General features: G+C 55.7%; 15 protein-coding genes and 2 tRNA genes. 12 read left to right on the plus strand and 5 right to left on the minus strand.

What is annotated here, in order from left to right; all coding sequences use genetic code 11:
- Positions 1-197 precede the first annotated feature (197 nt).
- The 3 genes from prfB (at position 198) to ung (ending at position 3,497) form a co-directional block, all read left to right on the plus strand.
- Positions 198-1,293 (plus strand): peptide chain release factor 2 gene (prfB, locus tag R3F50_15905; protein MEZ5491783.1). Its coding sequence is split into 2 segments (ribosomal slippage): positions 198-269 and positions 271-1,293, totalling 1,095 coding nucleotides; the frame shifts between segments, so codons are not numbered across the junction.
- A 9-nt stretch (positions 1,294-1,302) separates the two neighbouring features.
- Positions 1,303-2,787: a lysine--tRNA ligase gene (gene lysS, locus R3F50_15910; GenBank protein ID MEZ5491784.1), complete on the plus strand. Its 1,485-nt coding sequence runs from the start codon at positions 1,303-1,305 to the stop codon at positions 2,785-2,787.
- A gap of 8 nt (positions 2,788-2,795) precedes the next feature.
- The gene (gene ung, locus R3F50_15915) at positions 2,796-3,497 is read left to right on the plus strand and encodes a uracil-DNA glycosylase (GenBank protein ID MEZ5491785.1); all 702 of its coding nucleotides are present in this window, start codon (positions 2,796-2,798) and stop codon (positions 3,495-3,497) included.
- Between the two features lie 6 nt (positions 3,498-3,503).
- Here ung and queD read toward each other — a convergent pair whose 3' ends face one another.
- Positions 3,504-3,860 carry a 6-carboxytetrahydropterin synthase QueD gene (gene queD, locus R3F50_15920; protein MEZ5491786.1) on the minus strand — a complete coding sequence of 119 codons (357 nt, stop codon included), beginning with the start codon at positions 3,858-3,860 and terminating at the stop codon, positions 3,504-3,506.
- A gap of 976 nt (positions 3,861-4,836) precedes the next feature.
- Between queD and R3F50_15925 the strand changes: the two genes are divergently transcribed.
- The 3 genes from R3F50_15925 (at position 4,837) to R3F50_15935 (ending at position 6,021) form a co-directional block, all read left to right on the plus strand.
- A tRNA-Val gene (locus R3F50_15925) sits at positions 4,837-4,912 on the plus strand.
- A gap of 65 nt (positions 4,913-4,977) precedes the next feature.
- Positions 4,978-5,054, plus strand: a tRNA-Asp gene (locus R3F50_15930).
- A 40-nt stretch (positions 5,055-5,094) separates the two neighbouring features.
- Entirely contained in the window at positions 5,095-6,021 is a 927-nt protein-coding gene (locus tag R3F50_15935) for a pyridoxal-phosphate dependent enzyme (GenBank protein MEZ5491787.1), read from the plus strand.
- A 167-nt stretch (positions 6,022-6,188) separates the two neighbouring features.
- Here R3F50_15935 and R3F50_15940 read toward each other — a convergent pair whose 3' ends face one another.
- Positions 6,189-7,196, minus strand: a complete 1,008-nt coding sequence (locus R3F50_15940) for an NAD-dependent epimerase (protein MEZ5491788.1) — start codon at positions 7,194-7,196, stop codon at positions 6,189-6,191.
- A 169-nt stretch (positions 7,197-7,365) separates the two neighbouring features.
- Here R3F50_15940 and R3F50_15945 point away from each other — a divergent pair, with 169 nt between their 5' ends.
- From R3F50_15945 to pepN, 5 genes are all read left to right on the plus strand, one after another.
- Entirely contained in the window at positions 7,366-8,256 is an 891-nt protein-coding gene (locus R3F50_15945) for an NAD(+) kinase (GenBank protein ID MEZ5491789.1), read from the plus strand.
- Entirely contained in the window at positions 8,249-9,127 is an 879-nt protein-coding gene (locus R3F50_15950) for a rhomboid family intramembrane serine protease (protein ID MEZ5491790.1), read from the plus strand. Before R3F50_15945 ends, R3F50_15950 begins: the two co-directional genes overlap by 8 nt.
- Positions 9,128-9,225: 98 nt before the next feature.
- Entirely contained in the window at positions 9,226-9,528 is a 303-nt protein-coding gene (locus R3F50_15955) for a DUF1315 family protein (protein ID MEZ5491791.1), read from the plus strand.
- A 51-nt stretch (positions 9,529-9,579) separates the two neighbouring features.
- Positions 9,580-10,416, plus strand: a complete 837-nt coding sequence (locus tag R3F50_15960) for a DUF2797 domain-containing protein (protein ID MEZ5491792.1) — start codon at positions 9,580-9,582, stop codon at positions 10,414-10,416.
- Between the two features lie 94 nt (positions 10,417-10,510).
- Complete coding sequence (gene pepN / locus R3F50_15965) at positions 10,511-13,213, plus strand: aminopeptidase N (GenBank protein MEZ5491793.1); 2,703 nt, start codon at positions 10,511-10,513, stop codon at positions 13,211-13,213.
- 82 nt (positions 13,214-13,295) lie between these two features.
- Here the strand turns inward: pepN and acnB are convergent, their stop codons facing one another.
- The gene (gene acnB, locus R3F50_15970; protein ID MEZ5491794.1) at positions 13,296-15,890 is read right to left on the minus strand and encodes a bifunctional aconitate hydratase 2/2-methylisocitrate dehydratase; all 2,595 of its coding nucleotides are present in this window, start codon (positions 15,888-15,890) and stop codon (positions 13,296-13,298) included.
- A gap of 306 nt (positions 15,891-16,196) precedes the next feature.
- Here acnB and R3F50_15975 point away from each other — a divergent pair, with 306 nt between their 5' ends.
- A complete protein-coding gene (locus R3F50_15975; protein ID MEZ5491795.1) occupies positions 16,197-16,664 on the plus strand; it encodes a DUF1289 domain-containing protein in 468 nt (155 codons plus the stop codon).
- A gap of 29 nt (positions 16,665-16,693) precedes the next feature.
- Here R3F50_15975 and R3F50_15980 read toward each other — a convergent pair whose 3' ends face one another.
- Positions 16,694-17,413: a UDP-2,3-diacylglucosamine diphosphatase gene (locus R3F50_15980; GenBank protein MEZ5491796.1), complete on the minus strand. Its 720-nt coding sequence runs from the start codon at positions 17,411-17,413 to the stop codon at positions 16,694-16,696.
- Positions 17,414-17,431: 18 nt separating this feature from the next.
- Positions 17,432-17,935, minus strand: a complete 504-nt coding sequence (locus R3F50_15985) for a peptidylprolyl isomerase (protein ID MEZ5491797.1) — start codon at positions 17,933-17,935, stop codon at positions 17,432-17,434.
- Positions 17,936-17,974 lie beyond the last annotated feature (39 nt).

Raw genomic sequence — 17,974 nt, forward strand, 5'->3', positions numbered from 1 at the left:
GACCCCGCCCGGAGGCCGGACATCGTGGTAATTAATCAAAGCTTCCCTGAACAATAACACAGCCGGTAATTCTTTTGGCCGGGCTGTGGACAGGGCTTAGCCTGGCGCGCGTGACGCAGCAGTAGATTATCATCCCTAATACGGTAAAATGCCGCCTTGTTCGCCTCACGCCTCATCGCTTTACAGGATTGTCACCCATGGAAATCAACACACAGTTGGCACTGGTCAAAGACTACCGCGAAAGAACAGATTCTCTCAGGGGGTTTCTTTGACTACGCTGAGAAGAAGGACCGGCTTGCCGAGGTGGAGCTGGAGCTAGGCGAGTCATCAGTCTGGGATAACCCGGAGAATGCCCAGGCGCTGGGAAAGGAACGGTCTGACCTGGAACTGGTAGTCAGAACAATTGATGTACTGGACACCGGACTGGCGGATATCGAGGAGCTGTTGAAACTCGCCAACGAGGAGAATGATCCGGAACTTCTGCAGGAGTCAGTCAAGGATCTTGACTCTCTGGGCCAACAGCTGGAAAAGCTCGAGTTCCGTCGTATGTTTGCCGGGGAGATGGACGCGGCAAATGCCTACCTGGATATTCAGGCGGGTTCCGGTGGCACCGAGGCCCAGGACTGGGCGGAAATGCTGTTGCGCATGTATTTGCGCTGGGGTGAAGACAAAGGTTTCGATGTCGAGCTGGTTGAGGTTTCCGCCGGCGAGGTCGCAGGTATCAAGAGTGCCACGGTTTATGTGCGTGGCGAATACGCCTTCGGCTGGCTGCGAACGGAAACCGGCGTGCACCGACTGGTTCGTAAATCACCGTTTGACTCAGGAAACAGGCGCCATACATCGTTTGCTTCGGTTTTTGTCTCGCCAGAGATAGAAGATGACATCGAGATTGATCTGGATATGTCCGATGTGCGGGTGGATACCTATCGTTCCAGCGGTGCTGGCGGGCAGCATGTCAACAAAACCGACTCGGCGATCCGGCTGACCCATGAGCCCTCCGGGATCGTCGTGCAGTGTCAGAGTCAGCGCTCTCAACACAAGAACAGGGACATGGCGATCAAGCAGCTGAAGGCCAAGCTTTACGAAATGGAAGAGCTGAAACGGAAGGAAAACATGCAGTCGATCGAGGACTCCAAGGCGGACATCGGGTGGGGAAGCCAGATTCGCTCTTATGTGCTCGATCAGTCCCGTATCAAGGATCTCCGGACCGGGGTGGAAGATACCAACACCGGTTCAGTGCTGGACGGCAAACTGGACAGGTTCATAGAAGCAAGTCTGAAAATGGGATTATAGGCAACAAGAATGACGGAACACCTGGACGACAACAAACTGATCAGTCTGCGGCGCGAGAAACTGGCCAGTATAAGAGAAAGGCGCAACGCCTTTCCCAATGACTTTCGCCGAGACATCGTCGCCGTGGACCTGGACAACCAGTTCGGCGACAAGGATCGTGAACAACTGGAAGCCATCGATCATGTTGCGCGGGTCGCCGGCCGGGTCATCCGCATGCGCGGCCCCTTTGTGGTAATCCAGGATCATACCGGCATCGTGCAGCTTTATATGAGCAACAAAACCCTGTCGGAAGAACAGGCGGCGGAACTGAAACTACTGGATCTTGGGGATATTATCGGTGCCCAGGGCAGTGTGTTTCGAACCGGCAAGGGTGAGCTGACGGTCCGGGTGGACAGATTCACATTGTTGACCAAGTCACTGCGACCACTGCCAGATAAATACAAGGGGCTTACCGACACGGAACTTCGGTACCGGCAACGCTATGTGGATCTGATAGTAAACGAACAGTCCAGAAAGGTTTTCACCACGCGCTCCAGAATCGTGGGCTTTCTGCGTGAGTATTTCAACGGGCATGGTTTCATGGAAGTTGAAACACCCATGATGCATATCATTCCTGGCGGCGCCACGGCCAGACCATTCGTTACCCATCATAACGCGCTCGATCAGGAGATGTATCTGCGGGTGGCCCCGGAACTGTTTCTAAAGCGCCTGGTGGTGGGAGGATTCGAGCGGGTTTACGAAATCAACCGGAGTTTTCGTAACGAAGGGCTGTCCACCCGTCACAACCCGGAATTCACCATGCTGGAGTTCTACCAGGCCTATGCCGATTACCGTGATCTGATGGATTTGACTGAGGACCTGTTCCGACGCCTGGCGGTTGAAGTGATTGGCACTCCAGCCATCTCCTATCAGGGCTCGGAGTATGATCTGTCGAGGCCGTTTGCCAGGCTGACAGTACACGAGGCAATCCTCAGGCACTGCCCGGATGTCAGCGAGGATGACCTGAGCAGTCGCGAAGGTGCTGTCGCCGTGGCGCAACGTTTCGGTATCGCTGTCGACGATGAGATGGGAGTCGGTAAGGTCGTGATGGAGATATTTGAGGAGCAGGTTGAACACAAGCTGGACCAGCCGACCTTCATCACGTCCTATCCTACCGAAGTGTCTCCGTTGGCACGGCGCAGTGATGAGAATCCGGACGTCACCGACCGTTTCGAGCTCATAGTCGGGGGCAGGGAGATGGCCAACGGTTTCTCCGAATTGAATGACGCAGAAGACCAGGCCGAGCGTTTTCACGCCCAGGTGGCGCGCAAGGATGCCGGCGATCATGAGGCCATGCACTTTGATGACGATTATATTACTGCGCTGGAATACGGCATGCCTCCGACTGCCGGTGAGGGTATTGGTGTTGATCGGCTGGTCATGCTGTTCACGGATTCGCCTTCCATTCGGGATGTTCTGCTGTTCCCTCACATGCGTCCTCAGCAGGACGACTAGTGGCGGTCATGTCAGACTTCGACGGCTCCAGGGTGAAAGTGCACGAGTCGTGGAAGAAGTTGCTGCTGGACGAGTTCCAGCAACCTTACATGCAGGCCCTGCGGGAGTTTCTTACGGAGCAGAAGCGCCAGGGCAGGACTGTTTATCCACCGGGGCCGCTGATCTTTAATGCCCTGAATTCCACGCCGTTCGACAAAGTGAAGGTGGTGATTCTCGGCCAGGATCCTTATCACGGCGCCGGGCAGGCTCATGGGCTTTGCTTCTCGGTGAATCCGGGGGTGGCTGTGCCGCCGTCCCTGCAGAATATATTCAAGGAACTGCAGGCGGACCTGGGAATCGATCGCTCTCCCCATGGCTGCCTGTCCCACTGGGCCGGGCAGGGCGTCCTGCTCCTGAATGCCGTGCTCACCGTGGAAGCGGGCAAGGCTGCCTCCCACGAGGGGAAGGGCTGGGAAGCTTTTACTGATGCGTTGATAGAACGGGTTAATGCCTTAAAAGAGAACGTGGTATTTCTTCTATGGGGGAGCTATGCCCAGCGCAAGGGCAGCATCATCGATCCCTCCCGGCACCTGGTCCTGAAAGCGCCCCATCCTTCCCCCCTGTCTGCCCACCGGGGTTTCTTTGGCTGTCGACACTTCTCAAGGGCCAATGCCTATCTGAAAGCCCATGGCCAGCAGCCAATTGACTGGGCCCTGCCGCCACAGTCCTGACGGATTTTAATCGCCCCGATAACGGCAGCCGCTGGTACAGGTTTCGCGGATTTCTATTTCATCCAGCTGGGGCAGGGAGGGTTTTAATCGCTGCCAGATCCAGCGGGCCAGGTTTTCGCTGGTCGGGTTTTCGAGTCCTTCTATTTCGTTGAGGTAATAGTGATCAAGCTGTTCCCAGACGGGTTTGAAGGCGCTTTTGATATCAGCGAAATCCATCACCCAGCCGGACTCTTCGCCTACCGGCCCCGCTACAATAATGCGCACCTGAAACGAATGGCCGTGCAGGCGGGCACATTTGTGGCCTGCAGGCACGTTGGGAAGGCGATGGGCGGCTTCGAAGGTAAATTCCTTGTAGATTTTCATGGTCTCAGTCAGGTTAGAGCTTGGCAGCGTTCAAGACGCGCCATACTACCTGCGTGGGTTGCAGATGTATAGGTTTATCAACAGGTTATGATTTGATTTGCAGAGATGCCGGATGCCTGCGGCGGAGTCGGCTTTACTGAGACGGTGATGTCGTATTCTTTTGGTTTTTTGTCGCCGGGAAGCGTTGCAATCTGAGTCTGTTCCTCCCCATGAGGTGTGTTCTGGAACGCCCTAACGGGAGGGAATCTGGTTCTTGTTTTAGTTTTTTGTAGTACTTTGCAAAGCTTTTTCCGAGGCCGCGCCACCCCGGGGGAAGCTGCCGACGGAGCAACGCGCATCCCTCCGGGATTCCCTCCCTCGGTCGTGAGCCCTGAAAAACGGTCTCACTCGGTCAGTCGGTGCTGCGTTTTGATCGCTCCGTCGACAGCTTCCCCCGGGGTGGCGCTCGGTGCGAGATTTGAAGCAATATGTATTCATGCAAAAACGCGACAGTTTTTCTTTGACTCTATTGCCGATCAGCGAACCACATTCATTTCCCGCGTCTTGTTCGACACCACTGCGAATTCGGTAATTCACGATTACTTCGGTCTCCTTCGAAGTCGCAGAATAGTGGGAGCCATCTAGTATCAAGGCGTGGCCGGCAGGGGCTTCTGCGGGCTGCAATCAAGGACCAGCGCTGAACGGCGAAAAATGACCGTTTACCAGGGCATTTTTCAGAGTGAAGGCACCCGGGACGGGCGCGGTCCGCAGCACGCAGAAGCCCCTGCCGGCCACGCCGCTCGAAGCCGCATCGCTCGTCCCAGTCCCCCCCAAAAGCCAAAACCCGTACCTCAAGTCTGCCCCCGCTCAAAAATCTGCCAATCACCCTCATAAACGCACAGTAATTCGGCAAAACATCCAGATTAAGGCGCTTCATAACGCCAAGATTTATTGACATAAACCCGCAAGTCGGTAAAATGCGCTCTCCCTTTGCAGCGGGTGGTTAGCTCAGTTGGGAGAGCGTCGCCCTTACAAGGCGAATGTCGGGGGTTCAAATCCCTCACCACCCACCAATCGGGGCTCTTTGAACAAGGGCAGAACTCTTGGTATCTGGTAAGAGTTCTTTGAAAGGAAATGCGGACCGGTAGTTCAGCTGGTTAGAATGCCGGCCTGTCACGCCGGAGGTCGCGGGTTCGAGTCCCGTCCGGTCCGCCACTTTTCAAACACCTGAAACAACCCCACACCGCCATTCCTCATGCTAGAGTCTCTACCAGCCAATCCGGCACTGGACTCCATCAAAGATCCGCTCCTCGAACAACACGGGGTCAGTCTGGACGTGCTGCGCCTGGACGCCATTCACCCGCGCATTAACGGCAATAAGTGGTTCAAGTTGAAGCTGAACCTGCAGGCCGCTCGAAAATCCGGACACCACACCCTGCTCAGTTTCGGTGGCGCCTATTCCAACCACCTGCGCGCTCTGGCAGCGGCGGCCAGTCAGTTCGGATTTCGCAGTATTGGCGTGGTCAGAGGGGAAGCGCCCGAGCCACTGAACCCGGTGCTCGCCTTTGCCCGGGAGCAGGGAATGATTCTCTGTCCTGTGAGCCGCGCGGAGTACCGACTTAAAGAGCATGCCGGGTTCATTGAATCTCTGCACGAAAGGTTTGGCGAGTTCTATTTGATCCCTGAGGGCGGCAGCAATGCCGAAGGTGTTGCGGGCTGTGAAAGCATCGTCGACTTGTTATCACCTCACCTGCAGGCTTCTATTCCCGGTACAGACAGTGGTAGAAACCTGGTTGCGCTGGCCTGTGGCACCGGAGCCACTCTGGCGGGACTGATTCGCGGGGTGCAAAGAAGCGGACTGGCTGCTGACCTGCTGGGGGTTGCGGTACTGAAGGGTGCAGGGTTTCTCACGGATTCAGTGACGGCCTGGTTGGACAATGGAATCAGGTACCCGGACTGGCAGATCGCGCAGGAATATCACTTCGGTGGCTATGCCCGCCAGGATGCCCGTCTGCTGGCGTTTATAACGGAGTTCGCCGACCGGACGGGAATCCCTCTGGAGCCGGTATACACGGGCAAGCTCCTGTTTGCGCTTTACGACCTGGTCGCGAGGGGAGTTATTCCGGCGGGCAGTCGGGTAATCTGTCTCCACACCGGTGGAACCTATCCGGGGGAGGCCTGAACTGCGACCCGGGTCGAAAAGCTCCCCTTTGCAGGGCCTGCGCGGTGCGTTTTAAATTTCTTTAAATTAAATATAAATCAATAAGATAAATGATTTAATTAAAAATTTTTTGAAGCTTTTAAATTCTGCGCGGCCAGCCCGCGTATTCGAGGTGCCGTCCGTCCGGGCTAGTGTCCGTAGTAGTCGAGATACCATGCCACGAATGCCGCAATGCCCTCTTCGATTGGCGTATCGGGCTGATAGCCCATATCTCTGACCAGATCACTGACATCGGCATAGGTGGCCGGCACGTCACCCGGTTGCAGAGGCAGCATGTTCTTGATGGCGGTCCTGCCCAGGCACTTCTCCAGGGTTTCGATGTAGCTCATCAGTTTGATGGGGTTGTTGCTGCCGATGTTGTAGACCCGGTAGGGTGCCGCCGCGGTTGCCGGGTCGGGATTGTCGCCGGACCAATCCGGATCCGGCTCGGCAACCCGGTCGAGTGTCCTGATGACGCCCTCGACGATATCGTCTATGAAGGTGAAATCCCGCAGGTGGTTACCATGATTGAATACATCAATGGGTTTACCGGCCAGGATGTTGCGTGTAAACAGAAACAGCGCCATGTCGGGCCGGCCCCATGGCCCGTAAACGGTGAAGAACCGCAGGCCCGTGGTGGGCAGATTGAACAGGTGGCTGTAGGTATGGGCCATCAGTTCGTTGGCTTTCTTACTGGCGGCGTAAAGGCTTACCGGATGATCGACGTTGTGATGGACGGAAAACGGCATGTTTGTGTTGGCGCCGTAGACGGAGCTGCTGGAGGCGTAAACCAGGTGCTCAACACCATTGTGGCGGCAGCCCTCCAGGATATTGACGAAGCCGGCAAGATTGGCGCTCACGTAGGCCTGGGGGTGGGTAAGTGAGTAGCGGACTCCGGCCTGGGCGGCAAGATTGACAACCCGCTGGGGTTGCTGCTGCTTAAAAAGTGACCGGATACCTTCAGCATCCTCCAGATCCAGGCGGCAATCGGTAAAAGCCTGATGATCGGTCAAGCGAGCAAGGCGGTCTTTCTTGAGTTGCACATCGTAGTAGTCATTGAGATTGTCGACGCCGATGACTTCGTCACCACGCTGCAACAGCCGGCGTGCAAGGGCGTGGCCGATAAAGCCAGCGGTTCCGGTGACCAGTACCTTCATTGTTGGAAATCTCCTGTTAATCCTGTGCGGTGGTAGAGCTTTATTGGTCTGAATGATACCTCTATCGGCAGGGTATTTCCGTGGAATAGGTACCATTCACTGGAACGGCGGAGTTGGCGACGCAGATGCCGTGCTATACTGCGCTCACGCGAATCATGAAGGACGGGACATGTCGCAATTCAGGAAAATCGGCCTGATCGGGCGTCCGGGGCATGCGGGCGTCGTAGATTCCCTGCGGCGCCTGCTGGCGTTTCTCAAAGCCCGGGATGTTGAGATCATTCTGGATGATGCCACTGGCAAGCTGGTACCGGACCACGGGCAGCAGGTGTCCAGTCGCGAGGCACTTTCTCGGCACTGCGACCTGGTAATTGTGGTGGGCGGAGACGGCAGTATGCTCAATGCCGCCCAGAGTATTGCGTCGGAAAACGTGCCGGTCATCGGTGTCAATCGGGGTAGGTTAGGGTTTCTGACCGATGTGTTGCCGGAAGAGATCGAGCTTCGACTGTCGCAGGTGCTGGCCGGTGAGTACAGCGTGGAGTCACGCTTTCTGCTGCAGCTCGAGGTCCTGCATAACGGTGAGCGACAGCACCTTGGCTGCGCTCTGAACGACGTGGTTCTGCATCCGGGCAAGGCGGCTCAGATGATCGAGTTTGAATTGTTTGTCGATGACCGTTTCGTTTACAGTCAGGAATCCGATGGGCTGATCGTTGCCACGCCCACCGGCTCCACCGCTTATGCCATGTCAGCGGGCGGGCCGATTATGCATCCTGACCTCGACGCCATCGCGCTGGTACCTATCTGTCCGCATTCTCTCAGCAGTCGGCCGATCGTGGTCGCCGGTGATTGTGAAATCCGGCTGGTCATCGGCGAGAATGATTCCATACTGCCCCAGGTCAGTTGCGACGGCGAAGTAAAATTTTCCGCCCATGCCGGCGATCAGTTGATCGTGAGAAAAAAATCCAAGGTGCTGCGGCTGATACATCCGCCTGACCACAGCGTCTATCAGGCCTATCGAAGCAAGCTGGGTTGGGGCAGCCGGCTGGAACGCAAGGATGATTAGGGTTCTCGACGTCAGCATCGACGAAAACCTGCGTGACCTCAGTCGTTATCTCCGGCAACAGGGCATACCACACCGAATAATCGAGGAATCGGGCAGGCAGGTCATCTTCGTCAGGGATGAATACCAGGTTGATCCGGTCCGGGAACTGGTACAGAAATTTCTCAGCGGCCAACTGCAGATCAAAACTGCCGCCAAACCAGCCGCGGGTCATGACGGTAGGGGTGAAGCGGTTGAAAACAGCTGGCTCTATCGAGTGTTACGGGTGATATTTACAGCCCCCGTCAGTTCATTGCTTACCCTGATCTGTCTGATTGTCGCCGCGGTAACTCAGATGGGTGCCGCTGTATACCGCATGGACTTTCTGTTTTATCCGGCCTTGCCCGCCACCGATCTTCTCAGCCTGCTGGGTGCGATAAACAACCCTGTGCTGTTTCTCCAGACCCTGGCGCCAATATTTCTGCACTTTGGCAGTCTGCATATCGTTTTTAACCTGCTTTGGCTGTGGTACTTTGGCAGGCAGCTGGAGGTCATTCAGTCCAGCTGGATTTTTCTGGTGCTGGTGGTTGCGGCGGCGTTTGTCGGCAACACAGCCCAGTATCTTTCCGGCGGAGCCTCCAACTTTGGCGGCATGTCCGGCGTTGTATACGGTCTGGTAGGGTATGCCTGGATACTGCACAATTTCGTACCCGGCAAACGACTGCAGGTCAATGAATCGCTGTTTGTCGTCTTTCTGGTCGCGCTGGTACTGATGGAGGTGCTGGCCTCGTCCTGGATTGCTTCCGCGGCACATCTGGGCGGTCTCCTCGCCGGCCTGTTTGGCGGCCTGTGCGTATTGCTTGCCAGCCGGGTTGGTAACGGGCGTCAGACCTAGAGCGGGACCGCCTGTCAGCAGGGGAGCCTGGTCGCTGCCAGATTAAGTCAGCGTCATCGAGTTACTTCGAATTACTTGAAGGTTCAGGAATGGAGTTTATGCTGGAGAAAAAACCTGACAGCCTGGAGGCTTTGATCGAGGGTATAACGCCAGAAATCTATGCCAGGTTAAAGACTGCCATAGAGTTGGGCAAGTGGGAGAACGGCCAACTGCTCAGCAGTCAACAGCTTGAGCACTGCCTGCAGGCTGTCATCGCCTACGAGCACAGGAAGGTGCCGGTCGATCAGAGGACCGGGTATATCCGTCCGAAGCCTGCGAATAAGAGCGCCTGTGCGACAGGCATTGAAACCATCGCCTCCGATCGGACAGCGGGGGAGGGCAATGGCACCGATGAAACCTGATTTTCTGATCGGACAGCTGGTTGCGGAAGTCGGCAAGTTGGAAACGTACCTATGGAAACCTTAGGTAAAGGCACGCTGCGAAAGATGCGCAGCAGGCTGGAGGATCCGGTGTCCTATCGGATCAGGCTTGGCGATGAGGAAGTGCCGGCCAACCCACTGCTTGGCAAGGAGCTGACGCTGGTATTCAATGGTCAGATCCATTGCGTGCATTGCGGCAGAGAGACAAAGAAAAGCTTCAACCAGGGATACTGCTACCCCTGCTTTCAAACGTTGGCACAATGTGATTCCTGTATTATTCATCCGGAAAAATGTCACTTCCAGCAGGGGACCTGTCGCGAACCGGAGTGGGGCGAACAGTTCTGCATGCAGGATCATGTTGTCTACCTGGCAAATTCATCGGCTATCAAGGTGGGCATTACGCGGGCAACCCAGATACCCACGCGCTGGATAGATCAGGGTGCTATTCAGGCGCTACCGATACTCCGGGTCCGAAGCAGGCTGCAATCAGGTTTGCTGGAGGTCATGTTCAAGCAGCATATCACCGACAAAACCAACTGGCGTGCCATGTTGAAATCAGATGGTGAACTGCTTGATCTGGATGCGGAAAAGGAACGCCTGCTGGCCGAATGCCAGGAGGATCTGCAGGAGATGCACGACCGCTTCGGCTTTTTCGGCATCAGCGTTCTCAACGGCGTGGAAGCGTTGACCATTAATTACCCGGTTCAAGAGATACCTGAGAAGATCCCCAGCCTCAGCTTTGACAAAGAAGCAGTGGTCGGCGGAAGGCTTACCGGTATCAAGGGCCAGTACCTTATTTTTGACACCGGAGTTATAAATCTGCGGAGGTTCGGTGGTTACTGTATTGAACTTCGCGTCAAGAGAAATTGATTAGTACACCCGGCACAGGCGTAGGCCCGCAGGGCTTGCGCAGGTGTGCTGCTGAGGCAGCACGGGCCCGTAATGAGAAGTGAGTGAATTCGTCATGAGAGATTCCCAGGCAAGAACCGTACACCTGAAGGACTATCGTCCACCGGCATTCCTGGTGGACAGAACCGATTTGCGCTTTGAGCTCTTCGAAGAGCATGCGCTGGTGATCGCGCAACTGACCATGCGCGCTAATGAGCAGGAAGGAGAAAGTTACAGGGAAGAATCGCTGGTATTGCAGGGCCAGCAGTTGCAGCTGGAAAAGCTGTACTTGAACGGTCGTCCTCTATCGGAGCAGGAGTATTTGTTAGACGCTGAAACGCTGACTATACCTAATCTGATGAAGCTGTTAGATGGAAGTCGGGCCGAATTTTTCCTTACCTGCCATACCCGCATAGAGCCGCAGAAAAACACCGCGCTGGAGGGGCTTTACCGTTCCGGCGGCATGTTCTGCACTCAATGTGAAGCCGAGGGATTTCGACGGATTACCTATTACCCGGATCGTCCCGATGTGATGAGTGTTTTTACCACTACCATTGTCGCTGAGCGGGACAGATACCCGGTGCTGCTGTCCAATGGAAATCAGGTCGCGAGCGGCCAGGACGAAGCAGATCCTGCCCGTCATTGGGTTACCTGGTATGACCCGTTCAGGAAGCCCAGTTATCTGTTTGCCCTGGTGGCCGGACGCCTCGAACATATCGAGGACAGCTTTATCACCGCCAGCGGGCGGGAGGTTCAGTTGCGCATCTTTGTCGAAGCCAAGGATCTCGATAAGTGCGACCATGCCATGCGTTCTCTGAAAAATGCCATGCGCTGGGATGAGGAGGTTTACGGCAGGGAATACGATCTGGATATTTTTATGATCGTTGCCGTTGACGCCTTCAATATGGGCGCCATGGAAAACAAGGGGCTCAACATCTTCAACACCTCCTGCGTGCTTGCCAATCCGGCAACCACGACCGATGCAGCGTTTCAGCGGGTGGAGGCAGTGGTGGCCCACGAGTATTTTCACAACTGGTCCGGGAATAGAGTGACCTGTCGCGACTGGTTTCAACTGAGTCTCAAGGAAGGCTTTACGGTATTCAGGGATTCCGAATTTTCCGCCGACATGGGTTCGCGCACTGTCAAACGAATAGAAGATGTGACCCTGCTCAGAACCGCTCAGTTTGCCGAAGATGCAGGGCCGATGTCACATCCCATTCGACCGGCGTCCTATATGGAGATATCCAATTTCTATACGCTGACAATTTACGAGAAAGGTGCCGAAGTTGTTAGAATGATTAGTCACATTCTCGGACCGGATAAGTTCCGGCAGGGCTCGGATCTCTACTTCGAGCGTCATGACGGACAGGCCGTTACCACCGAAGATTTCGTGAAGGCGATGGAAGACGCCAGCGGGATCGACCTGACTCAGTTCCGCAACTGGTACACCCAGGCAGGAACTCCGGTTGTCGCTGTGGAATCCCACTACGATTCTGCAAAGAAAAGTTATTCTCTTACTGTGCGGCAAAGCTGTCCGGCCACGCCTGGTCAGTCTCAAAAAGAACCTTTCCACATCCCTCTGCGGATGGGGTTGCTGGATGCCGACGGCGGGCAGATACCCCTGATTCTCGAGCACGAGCAGTCTGATGAGGGCGCAGTTGACCGCGTGCTCGATATAACGCGGCCCGAGGAGACTTTCACCTTTGTCGGCATTGAGTCGGAGCCAGTCCCTTCGCTGCTGCGGGGGTTCAGTGCGCCGGTACGCTTACAGTTCAAATATTCGCTGGAAGATTTTTATTTTCTGATGGTCAATGACAGTGATGGTTTTAATCGCTGGAATGCCTCTCAGCAGTTGTCGGTACGAATTATCGAAGACTTTGTTGCTCAGGGCGCTGCATTGAATGAAGAGAATTTTCCTGCCATTCTGACTCAGGCCTTCGCCGGTGTACTGCAGGCTACGCTGGATGACCCGCAACTGGACAAGGCGATGGTGGCGCAGTTGCTGACTCTGCCCTCCGAGAGCTACCTCATTGAACTGGCAGAGCAGGCCGACGTCGATGCCATCCATGGGGCGAGGGAATTTCTCTGTAACAATCTGGCGCGACAACTGGCAGTTCAATTTGAGCAGGTGTATGAGGCCAATCGGGAGAGCGGGATATTTTCGGTTGATGCCCAGTCGGTTGCCAGGCGCAGCCTGAAAAATCTGGCGCTGGGCTATCTGCTCAGGACCGGTCAGGGGTCGGCCATCGAGTCATGTCACCGACAATTCCAGGAAGCGCACAACATGACCGATCAGCACGCCGCGTTGCGATTGCTGGATCATTCCAGTCTGGTCGAGTCCGGGCTCAGGGGTCGTGTCATTAACGATTTTCATCAGCAATGGTCTGAAGAGCCATTGGTTATGGACCAGTGGTTCATGATTCAGGCAACCTGTCCGGCGGCAGGGAATCTGGACAGGGTCAAGCGTTTGCTCGAGCATGAAAAATTCTCGATCCGAAACCCTAACAAGGTGCGCTCAGTGATTGGCGCATTCTGTGGGGCGAATCATGTTAATTTTCATAACCGCGACGGCAGTGGCTATCGGTTTCTGGCCGATCAGGTGCTGTTGCTGGACAAGCTGAACCCTCAGATAGCCTCCCGCCTCCTTGCACCGTTAACCCGCTGGAAGAAATTCGATGCCCAGCGTCAGGCCCTGATGCAGGAGCAGCTGCAGCGGATAAAGGCAGAGTCCGATTTGTCGAAGGACGTATTCGAAGTGGTGGATAAGAGCACTGCCTGAGTCGTCAGCACTTTTATATGGAGCAAGGGAGGCGGGCCGATCGGCCCGCCTCCTTGTTCGTTTTATTGGTCAAAACTGACGTTCAGGCCATAACCTGTATGTTGGTCACGGGAATGTTCTTAGCCTGTTCAGCTGCCTTCATGTAATCCGCAATCTCGTTGAAATTAAGATAGCGGTAAATGTTGTCAGCCATGGTATCGATATCCTGCATGAAGGCCAGATACTCTTCCATGGTGGGTATTTTGCCTAATGCCGCGCAGACGGCAGCCAGTTCAGATGACGCCAGATAGACATTGGCACCCTGGCCGAGACGATTTGGAAAGTTCCTGGTCGAAGTGGAGACAACGGTCGAATTGGGCGCTACGCGCGCCTGATTACCCATGCACAGAGAGCAGCCCGGCATTTCGGTCCGTGCCCCTGAGACGCCGAAGATATTGTAGATACCTTCCTCCGTAAGCTGGTGCTCGTCCATCCGGGTTGGGGGCGCAACCCACAGGCGCGTTGGCAAACCTCCCTCTACCTGTTTAAGGACTTCACTGGCGGCCCGGAAGTGCCCGATATTGGTCATACAGGAGCCGATGAAAACTTCATCGATGCTGGTGCCCTGTACTTCCGAAAGGGGTTTTACATCATCCGGGTCGTTGGGGCAGGCCAGCAGCGGCTCCTTGATTTCATTGAGATTGATTTCGATCACTTTGAAGTACTCTGCATCGGGATCCGGCTCGAGCAGCTGCGGGTTCTCAAGCCACTCTTCCATAGCCTGGGCCCGTCGCTCTAATGTTCTCGCGTCCTGGTAGCCCTGGGAGATCATCCAGCGCAGCAGAGTGATGTTGGACTTGAAGTACTCGATGATCGGTTCTTTGTTGAGCCTGATAGTACAGCCACCAGCCGAACGTTCGGCGGACGCATCCGAAATTTCAAAGGCCTGTTCAACCTTGAGATCCGGTAAGCCTTCGATTTCCAGTATCCGTCCGGAAAAAATATTCTTCTTACCTTTTTTAGCGATAGTAAGGTCGCCTGATTGCAGAGCTGCATAGGGGATAGCGTTAACCAGGTCGCGCAGGGTAATCCCCGGCTGCATTTCACCCTTGAAACGAACCAGCACGGATTCGGGCATATCCAGTGGCATCACACCGGTAGCGGCGGCAAAGGCCACCAGGCCAGAACCCGCCGGGAACGAGATGCCAATAGGAAAACGGGTGTGTGAGTCACCGCCGGTCCCGACGGTATCCGGCAACAGCATGCGGTTGAGCCAGGAATGGATAATGCCATCTCCCGGTCGAAGCGAGACACCGCCACGGGTATGAATGAAATCTGGCAGGGTGTGCTGAGTCTCGATATCCACCGGCTTCGGGTAGGCCGCCGTATGGCAGAAGGATTGCATTACCAGATCGGCAGAAAAGCCCAGGCAGGCAAGATCTTTCAGCTCGTCCCGGGTCATGGGGCCGGTGGTGTCCTGGCTGCCCACGGTAGTCATGCGGGGTTCGCAGTAACTGCCAGGCCGAACGCCATCGACGCCGCAGGCACGGCCGACCATTTTCTGGGCCAGGGTAAAGCCCTTGCTGGATTCTTCGCCGCTGATCGGCACCCGGAAGACAGCCGATGGCGGCAGCCCGAGACTCTCCCTGGCCCGCTGGGTCAGACCGCGGCCGATAATAAGAGGGATTCGGCCTCCGGCGCGTACTTCGTCGAGCAGTACATCTGTTTTAAGGGAAAATTCGGCCAGCAGTTCATCGCTGTCGTGGCGTGTAACCCGGCCGTCATAAACGTGGATGTCGATGATGTCACCGGTATTCAGATTATCAACGTCACACTCAAAGGGCAGGGCGCCGGCGTCTTCCATGGTGTTGAAGAAGATCGGCGCGATCTTGTTGGCGATACAGACGCCGCCTGCCCGCTTGTTGGGGACATGGGGAATGTCATCGCCGATGTACCAGAGCACCGAATTGGTGGCTGATTTGCGGGAGGAGCCCGTGCCCATCACGTCCCCTACCAGAGCCACCGGGAAGCCGGTTTCTTTCAGCGCATTGATCTGCTGTTCGGCATCGGTCACGCCCTCCCGGGGATTCTTGTACATGGCCTTGGCGTGCAGCGGAATATCGGGTCTGGACCAGGCGTCCTGCGCTGGAGACAGGTCATCGGTATTCGTTTCGCCAGGCACTTTGTAAACCGCCACAGTGATGATTGCCGGCAGCTCTTTGCGGTCGGTAAACCACTGTGCATCCGCCCAGCTTTGCATGACCCGCCTGGCATTGGCATTGCCGGCTTTGGCTTTGGCGTCCACATCGTGGAACGCATCGAACATCAACAGTGTATGGCAAAGCTCGTCCGCCGCCAGGGCACCCAGTTCCTCATCCTCCAACAGTTCCACCAGGGTCGCGATGTTGTAACCCCCAACCATGGTGCCGAGCAGCTTGATAGCCTGTTTTCTGTCGATCAGCGGGGAGGACGCATCGCCTTTTGCCAGGGCGGTCAGGAAGCCGGCTTTCACATAGGCTGCCTCATCGACGCCGGGTGGTACCCGGTTGCTGATCAGGTCAAGGATAAACTCCTCATCCCCGGCGGGCGGGCTTTTGAGGAGCTCTATCAGTCCGGCGACCTGCTCGGCATTGAGGGGTTTGGGAACGATACCTTGTTCGGCACGTTCGGCGACATGTTGTCTGTAGGCTTCTAGCACTGAAATTTCCTCGAATAGTGGACAAGCTTGAGTGATTCTATGGCGCAGCTGATGAGTTTCAGAGCCACCGCTGTCGGAGCAGAAACAAGACGCTGGCGGAGGATAAAATGACGGCTAGCTGAGGAGGCATCAGAGCGGCGCCATGCCGACTAAACCGGCCGGAATTTTACTGGATTTGAGGTAATAAATCCAGTTGAGGCCACACCGCGTAAGCTGAGCGGAGGCAATCCGGCCAGCCGGTGCCGGTTGTTAAAGTTCCTGCACCCAGTTACGATTTCCAGATTGAGCATAAAGTCGCCAGGTCTTATGAAAAAAATACGTACTCCCTGTATAGGTATCTGTTCCACGACATCAGTCGGTGACCCCATCTGCCGGGGTTGCAAGCGCTATGCTTTCGAGGTTATCAATTGGAATGCCTACAGTGACGAGGAAAAACTGGCGGTGCTGGGGCGGGTCGAGAAGCTCAATGTGCAGATTATCGAAAACCGGCTGGAACTGATCTCTGAGGAGCGGCTCAGACAGGGGTTGAGAAATCAGCGGGTTCCCTTCGACGACAGTCTCTCGCCCTATTGCTGGGTTCATAACCTGTTGAAGCGTGCCCCCGCCCACCTGCTGTCACTGGAGGAATTCGGGCTCAGAACCCGCCCGGAATACAGTCACTTCAGCCTGCAGGAGCTCAGTGAGCAGATCGACCGGGAAATCCTGATTCTATGCGAAGCTCACTTTACCCGCTATCTGGCCGATTCCCGCTGGCAGTCTCTCGACTGCAATTGAACGCAGCAGTGGGAAAGCCAGTTTGAAGTTCAGTTCCTGGTAAGGGGAAACTGGTGCAGTGACACGTCGCCCTGAGGGCCGATCTCACCGTACCAGCCCACTTTATCCCAATCACCGAGCACCACACGCTGACTCTGTGGGCCGCAGTCGTGCACCGCGGGTCGATGGGTGTGACCATGAATAATGACGTCGACCTTTAACGCCTGGAACAGATCAGTGACGGCTGCTGGTGTAACATCCATGATCTCCGCGGCAGTGCTGGAAGTTGTCTGTTGGCTTTGCTGTCGCGCCTGGCGGGCGAACGCCTGACGCTGAGCCAGTGGCTGGGCCAGAAACTGCTGCTGCCAGGCGGGGTCTCTTACCAGCTTGCGGAATTGCAGGTATTCGGTGTCCCGGGTGCAGAGTACGTCGCCGTGAAGTAGTGCGATGCGTCTGTTTCCGACCGTCAGAACTGCCGGTTCAGTCAGGAGCGAGGCGCCGCAGCGGCTGGCATAATCAGCTCCCAACAGAAAATCCCGGTTGCCGTGCATGATGAACAATTCCACGCCCTGACTGGTCAGGCGCCGAAATTCCGCGGCGACCCGTTCCGCCAAGGGGTCGCTGGTATCGTCCCCCAGCCATACTTCGAACAGGTCTCCGAGGATGTAGAGGCGCGGTGCGCTGACGGCCTTGTGGCGGAGGAAGCCGACCAGTGCGTCACTGATATCGGGACGGCCGGCTTCAAGGTGCAGGTCTGAGATTAGCAGCAAGGTAGTGTCCGTGATTGCTTACGTGTCAGCTTCAACAACCCGGGCCGATTCGATGATCACGTCTTCAACGGGGACATCCTGGTGACCCATGGTGCTGCCGGTCTGGCATTGTCTGATTTTATCGACCACATCCATACCTTCGACAACTTTGCCAAAAACGGCGTAGCCCCAGCCCTGGGGTGATTTGTCGCGATGATTCAGGAAATCGTTGTCGTTGATGTTGATAAAAAACTGGGCCGTTGCCGAGTGTGGATCCATAGTGCGGGCCATGGCGATGGTGCCAACCTTGTTGGTCAGGCCGTTGTCTGCCTCGTTCTCAATCGTGCTGTTGGTCGCTTTCTGCTTCATGCCCGGCTCGAACCCACCGCCCTGGATCATGAAGTTATCGATCACCCGGTGGAAAATCGTGCCATCGTAGAAGCCGGCTTCAACGTAATCCTGGAAGTTCCGGGCTGAAACGGGTGCCCGCTCAAAATCAATTTCCAGGATCAGAGTCCCGAGACTGGTTTTCATTTCAATCATGCTTATTCCTGCCTGACAGCCCACGTGATGGTGGGAAAG

The sequence above is a fragment of the Gammaproteobacteria bacterium genome, assembly GCA_041395725.1.
Taxonomy (GTDB): domain Bacteria; phylum Pseudomonadota; class Gammaproteobacteria; order Pseudomonadales; family Pseudohongiellaceae; genus NORP240.